Source organism: Microcoleus sp. Pol7_A1, assembly GCF_036701085.1.
GTDB lineage: Bacteria > Cyanobacteriota > Cyanobacteriia > Cyanobacteriales > Microcoleaceae > Microcoleus > Microcoleus asticus.
Genome location: NZ_JAUBQD010000041.1, coordinates 1 through 12,225 on the forward strand (window position 1 = coordinate 1; position 12,225 = coordinate 12,225).

At 46.9% G+C, this 12,225-nt stretch carries 6 protein-coding genes; 4 read left to right on the forward strand and 2 right to left on the reverse strand.

Going from position 1 to position 12,225, the window contains the following annotated elements; all coding sequences use genetic code 11:
- Positions 1 to 136 precede the first annotated feature (136 nt).
- On the reverse strand, positions 137 to 1,882 hold the full coding sequence (locus QUA20_RS21105; RefSeq protein ID WP_333190985.1) for an alpha/beta hydrolase: 1,746 nt from the start codon (positions 1,880 to 1,882) through the stop codon (positions 137 to 139).
- Positions 1,883 to 2,169: 287 nt separating this feature from the next.
- On the opposite strand from QUA20_RS21105, the gene QUA20_RS21110 reads away from it, so the two are divergent.
- The 4 genes from QUA20_RS21110 (at position 2,170) to QUA20_RS21125 (ending at position 7,374) form a co-directional block, all read left to right on the forward strand.
- Positions 2,170 to 3,150, forward strand: coding sequence for an Npun_R2479 family HD domain-containing metalloprotein (locus QUA20_RS21110; RefSeq protein ID WP_172188266.1), 981 nt, complete (start codon positions 2,170 to 2,172; stop codon positions 3,148 to 3,150).
- 137 nt (positions 3,151 to 3,287) lie between these two features.
- A complete protein-coding gene (locus QUA20_RS21115) occupies positions 3,288 to 4,352 on the forward strand; it encodes a vWA domain-containing protein (RefSeq protein ID WP_172188264.1) in 1,065 nt (354 codons plus the stop codon).
- A 117-nt stretch (positions 4,353 to 4,469) separates the two neighbouring features.
- A complete protein-coding gene (gene ligA, locus QUA20_RS21120; RefSeq protein WP_333190986.1) occupies positions 4,470 to 6,620 on the forward strand; it encodes an NAD-dependent DNA ligase LigA in 2,151 nt (716 codons plus the stop codon).
- A gap of 337 nt (positions 6,621 to 6,957) precedes the next feature.
- Positions 6,958 to 7,374, forward strand: a complete 417-nt coding sequence (locus QUA20_RS21125; protein ID WP_172188260.1) for a hypothetical protein — start codon at positions 6,958 to 6,960, stop codon at positions 7,372 to 7,374.
- Positions 7,375 to 7,785: 411 nt separating this feature from the next.
- Here the strand turns inward: QUA20_RS21125 and QUA20_RS21130 are convergent.
- On the reverse strand, positions 7,786 to 12,225 hold a 4,440-nt coding region (locus QUA20_RS21130; RefSeq protein ID WP_333190987.1), incomplete at its 5' end, for a CHAT domain-containing protein.

Below are 12,225 nucleotides of genomic sequence, written 5' to 3' on the forward strand. Positions count from 1 at the left end.
GTTTGTAAAGGGGTTTAACGACAGTTTAACTGATGACTGCGATTAGGAAAGCTGATGAAAACAGAGACAGGGGCGAACAAGTCGATCGCCCCCGCGCGAAAAGATATGCCAGCCTGCTCTTCGGCGCACCTCAACCCTAACGAACGGGAGCAATGGGAGGTGGAGAAGGTAGAGTAACAGGAGCGAGGGTAGGTGGAGAGACCGGCCTGCGAGGAGGTGGAGCACTGCTGAACTGCTGGAGTTGCTGCGGGGTGAGCGATCGCAAAATTCTCAGTCCCAGAGTGTCTCGGGAGATGCTTAAAGCGTAGGATGGCTCCAAATACGGGCGGAAATTGGATTTGTTGTTCAAATAGCTTTCCATGAAAGCTAGGCTGAGTCCGCTGAGGTAGCGGCGGGCTAAAGCCGGTTCGGGCCCGATGACCTGTGCTGGTGGTATAAATATGCTTTGAGGGGAATCCTCGATCGTTGAGAAGTGAGTCCCGTTGTTCATCAGTACCAGATATTTGTTGGGCGATGTCAGCCAAGTGAACGGTTGAATTTGTTCCAGCAAAGCGGGGGCGACGGTATCGGCGCTGCCTGCGATTACCATGACTGGGATTTGGATTTTGCTGAGGTTTGTTTCGCCGAGAATGCTGCTGACGATCGGGTTGATGGCGATCGCAGCTTTGATGCGCGGGTCGCCGAAATTGTACTGGCTGCGCTCTAGGCTGCGGGCGCGGCACTGCAACAGCAGGGAGAGGTTCCAAGTCTCGTTTTCGAGCTGGCAGTCTTGGTCTAGCTGTGCAAAATTAATCCCCGCCCCGGCTAATGCTAAAGCCGTATAGCCGCCGAAAGACTGGCCGATGACGCCCACTCGCTGCAAGTCGAGCTGCCCTTGGTAAGTCGGATCGGTTGTAGAAAGTTTGGTTAAATAATCGAGCAGGTCTTTGATGTCGAGGGGGCGGTTGACAAATTCTGCTGGTTCTGATACTTCTCTAGCTCTGCCTGTTACTAAGTCTTGGATTTGTTGGGCGTTGCTGCCGGGGTGTTCGGGGACGGCGACGGCAAAGCCGTAGGAAGCTAAGTGTTTGGCTAGATACTGGAAGGAAGTGCGATCGGAACCTAAACCGTGGGAAATTACTACTACTGGGGCCGGTTGCGGGCTGCCCTGCGGCAGGTAAATATCCATATCAAAGGTGCGAGCGCGATTTGGACTCGTCACAGTTACCGATGATTTTTTCCAAGTATAGGGGCCCGGTAGCTGGGGCTGCAGCATTTCGGCGGGCGGTATGGCGGGTTCAGAGGCTGCTTGTGCTTCGGACAACTGGGCGACTCCGGCGATCGTCTGATTGGAACGGTTGATCAGGGATGTCAGCACGTTCCCGATAGCCAAGCCGCGGGCGATGTCAATCCTGATGCCGTAAGTGGGGAATTTCCGCAGCACGTTGAGAATTGTCAGGCCTTCTGGATCTGAGGCTGCTAAAATCAGGGCGGCTCGGATGGCATAAAATCCGGGCTGCCGAGCTTTGGTTTGAATTACTCGGCCCAAGCGCTTCAGCAGCACTTCTCCTTGAGGCGTGTAAAGGAATTGGGCGATCGTCACGTGGCTGATTTCAGATTTCGCTTGCAGGGCGCTGCGAATCTCAGCTAGTTGTGTTTTGTCGGCGTACTGAGCCAAGCCGTCCAAGTTTGAGTCTATTATGCCTTCTTTGGCGAAGAGTGCCAGGGATTCGATGGAAACTGATTCTTCTAGCGGCCCGTAAGTTATGTAAATTCTCTCGGCACCCATTGCCGGTGCGGCGGTGCAAACAGCCGTGAATGCAAACCATCCTAGGTATTTTTGGGCGATCGACCGCCGAGTGCGAAGGGCAGCAGTGGAGAGACTCGAAAACAGACAGTTCATAAGTTTCAAACCTAGGACTTCTAATAATTAGTCGGTGAAACGATGTAAATTGTTTCGTCAATATTTAATGCCGGAAAATCACTCTGTTGCTTCGGATGCTTCGGAAATTAGGTTATCGTGGGAAGCATAGCCAAAACAGCAATTTTCTAACCTGACAAGACTAGCTGAAATTTACAATTCAACGCCGAGGGGGTCAAACCTGCTGGAATGCCCATTGATTATTTTTTCAGCTATGCAAGATATTTTCGATCGAGTTTGTAAATACAGCCTGAGTGAGAGAATTTATTATGTTCAATGCAACTGCTATCCTGATTGACGCTTTTGTTCAAGAGCTGCAGGCCGGCTACCGTCGAACCTACGGCAAGTACAAGCCTGACTACCCTGAAATTATCGCCTGGGCAGGGACTATGGCTCTGGAAAATATCGCTAACTGCGATGCTCTATACCACAATGTGGAACACACAATGCTCGTGGCTTTGGTGGGACAAGAGATTCTCCGCGGCAAACATATTCGCGAAGGGGGAGTGTCGCCGGAAGATTGGCTGCACTACCTGATCTCGCTGCTGTGCCACGATATCGGCTACGTGAAAGGTGTTTGCCGCCAAGACCAAGAAGCTGTGGGACTCTACGCTACGGGTATTGACGGGGGCATGGTTTCTGTGCCAATAGGTGCCACTTCTGCCAGTTTAACTCCTTATCATGTCGATCGAGGAAAACTCGTAATTGACGAACGCTTCGGCGGCCACACATTAATTGATGCCGAACAAATCAAGCGCAATATTGAATTGACGCGCTTCCCAGTTCCTGCTAGCGAAACTCATCAAGACAGAAACAATTACTCTGGACTCGCGAGGGCCGCCGATTTGATCGGTCAGTTGAGCGATCCCAATTACCTGCGAAAAATAAGTGCTCTGTTCTACGAATTTGAGGAAGTCGGCACTAATAAAATCTTGGGCTACAAGTCTCCTGGGGATTTGCGGCAAAATTACGCCAAGTTTTATTGGAATGGTGTTTTTCCATACATTCCAGCAGCTTTGAACTACTTGGAATTGACCCAGGGAGGCAAACAGATTATTGCCAACCTCTACGCCAACGTATTTCAGGTAGAACACGCTGAACCGCTCGCTTTCACCAAGCCGAACGCTCAAGAATTTATCAAATCCCGCGCTAATGGCAATTTAAACAGCGAAAAAGATGGTGAGAATCTTCAAGCTGCCATGTCCGGGGAAAACAAGAAATTTACCGAGTTTCCCGACTTGAATCTGTGATGATTTAACCAGCCTTATGCTGAAGTAAATCAAGCGAGCCAGAATTAGGATATTTTTTTTAAACCTAATTGCTGACTCGTCTTTTTGGGAGCTATAATAGAGTTAAGAAATCGGTGTTTGTTAAGGAGAGTTAGGTCATGGCAACCAACAATATTGAAGTCGTTTTTAGCTTTGATACAACTGGCAGTATGTACCCTTGCTTGACGCAAGTTCGCCGGAAAATTAAAGAGACGGTAACGAGACTGCTCGATGAAATTCCTGGCATTCGCATTGGCATTATTGCTCACGGCGACTATTGCGACGCTGACAGCACTTACGTAACTAAACACCTCGATTTGTCAGGCGATGTCGGCACGATTTGCAATTTTGTGGAAAATGTAGAGCCAACTGGCGGTGGCGATGCTCCAGAATGTTATGAATTAGTGTTGCACGAAGCTCAGTCACTTTCTTGGACTCCAACTAATTCCAAAACATTGGTACTAATTGGCGACGACATCCCGCACGCACCCGCTCAAACTCCTCAAAAACTTAACTGGCGTCAGGAAGTAGATAAGTTAGCACAGATGGGAATTACCGTTTACGGCATCCAAGCTCTCAACCGTAACCACGCCACTTTATTTTACAAAGAAATAGCCGAAAAGTCGGGCGGTTTTCACCTCAATCTTGACCAATTTTCATACATCACAGATTTCTTTTTAGCCGTTTGTTACCAACAGTCATCTAACGAACAACTACAAGCTTACGAACAAGAAGTTGTCAGTGAAGGTCGCATGAGTCGCGGATTAAACAAGATGTTTGATACCATGCTCAAGCGGGAAGGCGTTGCTGTTTACGAATCAGCAGAATTGCGAGCCGTCAAACCGGGGAGATTTCAGATTCTAGACGTTGACAGCGAGATTTCAATTAAAGCTTTTGTTCTGGAGAATGGTTTGACTTTTAAAACCGGGCGCGGGTTTTATGAATTTACTAAAACCGAAACTATCCAAGGTAAGAAAGAAATTGTGCTGATGGATCGTTCGACAGGGGATTTGTTTGAAGGAGAAGCGGCGCGAGAAATGTTGGGTTTGCCAATGGGCGAGACAGTTCGCATCAAACCGAGCAATCTAGAAAAGTATGCGGTTTTTGTGCAAAGTACATCGGCAAATCGCAAGCTGATGGGGGGAACTCGTTTCCTTTATGAAGTTGAAGATTGGGATCGTTAATCGATCTTAAATGTCCAAACAACAACCGCAGATCGATGCAGATCGGGGTAAAATCTCTATTATCTGTGTTTGTGTTATGGTCTGCGGTTAAAAAATATACACTTTCAAAATATTAATATGCAACCCGAAATTCAGCAGCAAATTCAACAGTTGAGGCAGCAGCTACAGGAAGCTAGCTATGCTTATTATGTTCTAGATGCACCGATTATGCCAGATGAGGTGTACGATCGACTTTATCGCCAGTTGCAAGACTTAGAATCAGATTATCCGGAATTAATTACTGCGGAAAGTCCGACTCAGCGGGTGGGAGAACAGCCTGCTACTCAATTTTTTAGTGTCAAGCACAATATTCCTCTCTACAGTTTGGAAAATGCTTTTAATTTTGAGGAATTTGCTAAATGGCAGGAACGTTGGCAAAGGGTAGCACCATCCCTAACTCCCGGTCAAGAGGGAAATGCACCCCCCCTAACCCCCCCTTATCAAGGGGGGGGACAAGAGGGAAATGCACCGGGGCTTAGCAATAAGAAAAACAGGGAAACTACTCCCCCCCTTGCTAAGGGGGGGTTGGGGGGGGTTTCCTACGTTTGCGAGTTAAAAATTGACGGTTCTGCTTTAGCGTTAACCTATGAAAATGGGGTTTTAGTTCGCGGTGCGACGCGCGGAGACGGCATTGCGGGAGAGGAAATTACTCAAAATGTCAAAACTATTCGTTCGATTCCTTTAAAGCTCAATTTAGATAATCCGCCGCCTTTTGTGGAAGTGCGGGGAGAGGCTTTTTTGTCTTTAGCTGTGTTTGAAGAAATTAATCGCGAACGGGAAAAAGCAGGGGAACAATTGTTTGCTAATCCTCGCAATGCTGCGGCGGGTACGCTGCGGCAGTTGGATTCTAAAATTGTGGATAAGCGCAGGTTGGATTTCTTTGCTTATACTCTGCATTTAGATGAGGGTAACGAGGAGAACACGCAGTGGGATTCGTTGGAATTGTTGCGAAGAATGGGGTTTAAGGTGAATCCCAATCGCAAAATTTGCTATTCTTTGGATGAGGTTCGGGAGTATTACGAATATTGGGATACTGAACGGCGAAATTTGCCTTACATGACGGATGGGGTTGTTGTTAAGATTAATTCGGTTTTGCTGCAACGACAATTGGGTTTTACTCAGAGGTTTCCGCGCTGGGCGATCGCACTGAAGTATCCCGCAGCCGAAGTGCCTACAATAGTAGAAGCTGTCACCGTACAAGTAGGGAGAACCGGGGCTCTGACTCCTGTAGCGGAACTCAAGCCGGTGCAGTTGGCTGGAACGACGGTTTCGCGGGCTTCTCTCCACAACAGCGATCGACTTTCGGATCTGAACCTCCACATTGGCGATACTGTAATTGTCAGAAAAGCTGGGGAAATTATACCAGAAGTTGTGCGAGTTTTACCGGAACTTCGCCCCCAAAATGCTCAACTTTTCCAAATACCTAGTTGCTGTCCCGAATGCCGACAGCCTGTGGTTCGGGAAAAGGGGGAGGCCGTTACTCGCTGCATCAATACATCTTGTCCGGCGATTTTGAGGGGTTCGCTGATACATTTTTGCAGCCGAGATGCTCTGGATATTAACGGTGTTGGGGAAAAGTTGGTGCAGCAGATGGTTGATAGCAATCTGCTGCATTCTGCAGCGGATTTGTACGATTTGACTGCGGAAAGATTGATGAGTTTGGAACGCATGGGTAAGAAGTTAGCAGAAAAGTTAGTAAGTGCGATCGCCAATTCCAAAACTCAACCTTGGTCGCGGGTATTGTATGCTTTAGGAATTCGCCACGTCGGCAGCGTCAATGCTCAATTGCTGACAGAAAGATTTACCAATGTGACAGATTTGGCCTCTGCATCAGCCGCAGCTATTGAAGGCGTTTACGGTATTGGGCCAGAAATTGCTCAATCTGTTTATCAGTGGTTTCAAGTGCCGGCAAATCAAAGTTTGATTGAACGGTTAATTGCTGCGGGCTTGCAATTGCAGTCAGAAGTGAAAAATCAAAATTTAGCCAGCACAAATTTACAACTTGCAGGCAAAACTTTTGTGCTGACGGGAACTTTGCCCACTTTGAAACGAGATGAAGCTAAAGATTTGATTCAAAAAGCAGGAGGTAAAGTCACAAGTTCTGTGAGTGCTAAAACAGATTATGTGGTTGTGGGAGAAGATGCGGGTTCTAAGTTGGAAAAGGCTCAATCTTTGGGGATTAAACTACTTTCGGAAGCTGAGTTATTAGAACTGCTATCGACACCATAAATGATTGGTGAAAATCAATATCTCTCTCTTTTCTTTTTCTGTGCGCCCTCTGCGCTCTCTGCTGTTCGCAAAAAAAGCGCTGATTCATTTCAGCCGTTTTCAAAGAAAATCCCCAACAATTCTATTACCCTAGGTGCAAAATAGCCGATCGCGAATTACGCAATACCTCAAAAGGAATAGAAATTGCGATCGCACTTCGTCAATATACCTACTTGGCTAGCGGTGGCGCGGGGATCGGTTGTCGGTACAGGCTAGGTTTGCTAAAATTTGATAAAGTTTGCAATAGCGATCGCAACTGCCAGATTAGCCAAGTCCTAGCAATCAGAGGAGATACATTATGTCTGAAATACCAGCAGAACAAACACAAACAAACTTGCCAACTCCAGAAACAACTACCGAAAGCTCAATTTCTGGGGTGGAAAACGTGAAAAATAGTTTGGGAAACGTCCTAAATAGTTGGAAATTGAAAGTAGGATTAGGAGTTGCTGTACTGTTTGCAGTGTCGCTATTTGCATTCTACTGGCAGCATATGATTGCAGTGATAGGTATGAAGAGTTGGTCGGCGCGATCGGGAGCTAACGCGATCGAATGTATGGTAAGAGATACTAATAACGACGAGTATGTCAGTTGCAGCGCCCTCCTCGACCAGCAGATTGTCCCTCTTGAGTGCAGTTCGAGTTTGTTCAATATCGGCTGTCGAGTCAATTACGGAACAGCAGCACCAAATCCGAGACAAAACAGCCCTAGATCCTAGATAGAGCATCTGCGGGTTAGAGATGATTGTTGAAGGAACAGATTTGCTACTTAAAATATGGGAGTTACAAAAAAACTCTCACCGTGAAAATAGTCCAGCAATAAAGAGCGGAAAACTCTTGTTTTTCTTGTTATAAAATAGCAGGTAAGTAGACTTACCTGCTATTGCCATTAGGTAATCTGTGATAGATGATGTGCGGCAGAATATTGGCGATCCGAAGGTTTTTGATGATATTACTTTGGTGGTGATGAAGCAGAAATAGAGTTGCAAACCCCCTGGAGCGATCGGCGGTTGAAATTGGGGATATTCAGGGGGGAACCCCCGCAACCGCCTCAAGCGGGCATTGCCCCTACTGTAGAAACAGAAACTTTCGTCCCTAAGAAGCGAAGAGTGAAAAATAAAAATGGCAGCTTACCAAGGACTTCCGATTAGAGTGAAACTGCTCCAGTAATAAGGATGAGAAAAATCTTGGTTTTGTTGTTGTATGTTAGTCGGTAAATTCAAGTTCCCCGCTGTTGTCACTAACTGCCCGTTTTCGCTCCGAACTTTACGAGCAATCATCGCCTGTTGAGCAAGTTGCAGAGTTTCTGCCTTAGTTGTGGCTCCTCGCAACTGGTGGTAAAATTCGCTCATCAGCCCCAAAGTGGCTCCATCGTCAACATACCACAAACTCCCTAAAGCAGATTTTGCGCCGGATTTTACTGCTAAACCTCCAAAACCTAACTCTGCTTCCCCATCGCCCAAAGCAGTTCTACAAGCACTTAATACTAACAAGTCTACCTGCGGATTGCGCCAATTTAAACTCTCCATGCGATCGAGCTTCAATTGAGAATTCCACAGTTGAATGTATGAATTGCTCGGTTTTCCCGGTTTGAATTCAGCGTGAGTTGCTAGGTGAACGATCCGAAATCCTCCCTTGGCGTGTTCCGAGTTGAGATTATCTATAGTAAAAGTGGAATTGAGGAAAGATGGCCCGTGCCACTGAGCCGAAATCGCCTGCAATTCGATCGGCACACTGGGCAAGGGCTGTTGGTCAACAAATTCTGACCGCCCCATTGCTAGCACTGTGGCGTCTCTAACTGCTCTATAATCGCTATTAGTCAAGCTGAAACTCGGAATTAGACTAAAACTGTATTTTTCAATCAAGAAGCCTTTACCGTCGTGCAAAGCGGCAAAGGGCAGGCTCCGCAATCCCGGATCGACTGACAGTAATAAAGTCTGAATTCCTAAGTTTTGTAAGTCTTTTTCTAGGGGTGCGATCGCCCATTTATATAGTTGCTGGGCGGCGGCTAGATAAGTGCTAGTAGCGCGTTTTGCGGGATTTGTGATTTCATCGCGGAACTCCTTGACTGTGGGGAAAAGAGCTGCTCTGTTGGCTTCGGGAACGCTGTAGTGAATCGGCCGCCCCACGGGAGGAACTAAAATTAGTTCCAGTCGATCTTCTCGCGAGACTATGTAGATAATACCAGACCGCTTGCCGGTTTGCTGTTCGATATTTTTTAAAGTTTGTTGGAAGGTCGCAATCATGATTTTTTGGTCTGGGAGGTTGGCTTTTACCCCCAGGTATTCTCCAAATTCTTGATTCCTGATTTCTTCTATTCCCCAGAGTGTTTCCTGTATGTCGTTACCTTCAAAAAGTCGATCGGGAGACGGAACATATCCCAGAACTAAATTAGAAGTAGGGTTGACTGTTTGCGGTTGTTTTGATGCTGGTGAGGGTGGTACTAAGTCGCTGGGTAATTTACTGGTGATACTTGGATCGATAGTTAAAACTCGATCGGCTGCTGCATCGGGATTGTCTACCGGTGGAATTTTGCGGCGTTGAAAGTCTTCTGAATCAACGGTTGAGGATTCTCCTTGCGGTGTGGGTGTATCGCCGGCTGTGGGGGATGCTGCTGCTGTCACAGGTGCGGGCTCTTGTATTTCCGTAGGAGCGATCGCAGTTAATTCTGATACTAACTCTATTGGCTGCGTGGCGATCGGAGTGGGAGTTTCACTTGGAGTCGGAGTCGGAGTTACCAGCGGAGTCGGAGTGATACTCGGAGTCGGAGTCGGAGTGACTAATGGAGTCGGAGTGATACTCGGAGTCGGAGTCGGAGTGACTAATGGAGTGGGAGTTTCACTCGAAGTCGGAGTCGGAGTTACCAGCGGAGTCGGAGTGATACTCGGAGTCGGAGTCGGAGTTACTACTGGAGTCGGAGTGACACTCGGAGTCGGAGTCGGAGTTACTACTGGAGTCGGAGTTGGCGTTGGCGTCGGAGTCGGAGTTACTACTGGAGTCGGAGTTGGCGTTGGCGTCGGATCAATGCCGTCATCAGTCGAAAACGCAATATTACCAACACTATTAGAACGCGGAAACGACTGCGATGTAATGGTAGATTGTCCTGTTGTAATTGCACCCGCCGTACCGTTGCTACCAGCATCCCCCACCACAAACGGTTGAATCGGCGTCCCTCCATCTCCCCCAGCGTGTGTAATTGCGATATTTCCGCTACCTGTGCCGCCAGCAGTAGAAATGCTAGCAAATCCCGTCGGCGAAAAAGGTGTTGAAAAAGCACCCGTAGCCCGGAAAAAATTGCCTGTTATTGCTGTGACATCGCCGCCGGTGCCGCCAGTGCCGCCTTGGGCATTGATAAACTCTACTTGAATATCGCCGATCGGATCTAAGAACACATTGCCGGCATTTCCGACTATACCGCTAGAGTTAATTTGTCCCGCCGTAATTGAAGTTATCGCCTTAACAGTTATGTTACCGCCACTGTTTGCCGATGTATTCAAATTGCCTGCTGTGAAATTGTTACCGCTTGTAAATAGAATTTCTCCGCCATTAGTAGTAATATTTTTAACGCTTATGTCGCCCTTGGCAGTAATATCGACTTTGCCTGCGGTGACATCTCCCGATAAATTGACTTTTTCCGTGTTTGGTGCTGTCAATTGTTGCGCGTTAATTGTTGAGTTTCCTGTCACATTGCCAGCATTGTCGATCGCAAGATTTCCTAACTTGCTGGTGGCCCCCACCGCACCGTTGAAAGTGATGCTGCCGCTACCGGAGGCTAGTGTTAAGTTGCGGGTTCCATCAATACTGTCGATCGCACCCAAAGCAATATTTCCCCCTGCGGTACTAAATACCGCATCCTTTGTCAAAACCAGAGCATTGCTAATATTAATGTTGCCGTTATTAGTCGTAACATTCCCGCCTAATTTAGTAGTGAAAGCCGTAACATTAAAACCAGAATTGCTTTTAACATTTCCAATAAATTCCGCATTCGATGCAGTAACGTTCAAAACAGATAATGGTGTTGTTTCTCCGATATTTCCTTGCACCAACACATTACCATTCGCGGCATCTAAGCCCAACAAATGATTGCCGTCGAGCGCCCCTTTTATATTAATGCTACCAACGCTGCTTTTGAGATCGACCTGGTTTCCCAGTTGAACGTTGCCAGTCAAATCTATATTGTTAGTTGTATTGATGCCATAGTTCAAATTAATTGTTGAACCTTGGAGATCAACACTGCTGTTGTCTAGTCCGGTTATAGTTCCATTAACTGCGATCGTACCAGTTCCCGTTTGAATATTTACTGGGTCTAAAAATGTGAGATTAGAGGGAATACTAATATTGGCGCTGCTATCCGATCGCCCGATCGCGATCGAGCTAAATCCATTTTGAATCAAATTAATTTCCGATGCAGTCAAATCTAAAGCGCTAGTATTGTTATCAGTTCCGCCAACAACAATATTTTGTCCGGCTGTTGCGGGTTGCAGCGTTAGCGGGCCACTACCCGAAACATTCCCAGAAAAATCAATTTCACCTGCCGTTAAAGTCAGCGGGTTACTACCTGCTGATAAACTAGAACCGAAAGCAATAGTTGCATCTCCGAGTGTAAAATTTACAGGAGCTTTTAATGTCACCGGGTCGCTAAAACTAATGTTATCATTAGTTGTGGCAATATTTCCGCTAACCGCAACATTGCCCCCGCCCTTTTGAATAAATGCACCGTCTAAATTCAGGTTTTTCTCAATATTCAGATTTACCTTATTGGCAATTGTGAGCGTGCCGTCATTGGTGGTTGTTACAGTTCCTTTGAGATTAACATTGTCAGCAGAAATACCGAGATTGCCAGCTACGTCAACTGTCTTGTTGAAAGTAATGTCGCTGCCTGAAAGAACCAAGTTTTTGGCAACAGTGACAGCATCTGCATAAGTTTGACTGCCGGTTGTAGTGACATTGCCGCCTAAAGATATCTTGCTGTTGGCAGTTAAATTAGTGAGAGGAGTTGTTTCGCCGATCGCACTTGTGAATGTAATATTACCGCTAGCCGCCTTCACAGTCAAATCGCTGGTGCCGTCTACAGTATTATTGAAAGTAATGCTGTCACCTGAAAGAATCGGATTGTTGGCAATTGTCACTGCATCTCCGTAGGTTTGAGCGCCAGTTGTAGTGACATTTCCCTTCACTTGAGTTGTGCCGCCAACATCTGTGGTCAAACTCGCGGCATTGACTGTTTGATTAAATGCAGTTGTGCCTGTAGAGTTAGCTGTTAAATTGCCGATCGCACTTGCAGCACCAACTGCACCGTTGAATGTCACATTACCGCTAACCGCCTTCACAGTCAAATCGCTCAAATCGCTGGTACCATCTACAGTATTGTCTAAAGTAATGCTGTCACCTGAAAGAATCGGATTGTTGGCAATTGTCACTGCATCTCCGTAGGTTTGAGCGCCAGTGGTTGTCACATTGCCATTTAGTTCAGTTTTGCCGCCAGCATCTGTAGTCAAACTCGCGGCATTGACTGTTTGATTAAATGCAGTTGTGCCTGTAGAGTTAGCTGTTAAATTGCCGATCGCACT

Coding starts and splice junctions, on each gene's coding strand:
- QUA20_RS21105 (WP_333190985.1), bottom strand. CDS start 1,882: ATGAACTGTCTGTTTTCGAGTCTCTCCACTGCTGCCCTTCGCACTCGG.
- QUA20_RS21110 (WP_172188266.1), top strand. CDS start 2,170: ATGTTCAATGCAACTGCTATCCTGATTGACGCTTTTGTTCAAGAGCTG.
- QUA20_RS21115 (WP_172188264.1), top strand. CDS start 3,288: ATGGCAACCAACAATATTGAAGTCGTTTTTAGCTTTGATACAACTGGC.
- QUA20_RS21125 (WP_172188260.1), top strand. CDS start 6,958: ATGTCTGAAATACCAGCAGAACAAACACAAACAAACTTGCCAACTCCA.
- ligA (WP_333190986.1), top strand. CDS start 4,470: ATGCAACCCGAAATTCAGCAGCAAATTCAACAGTTGAGGCAGCAGCTA.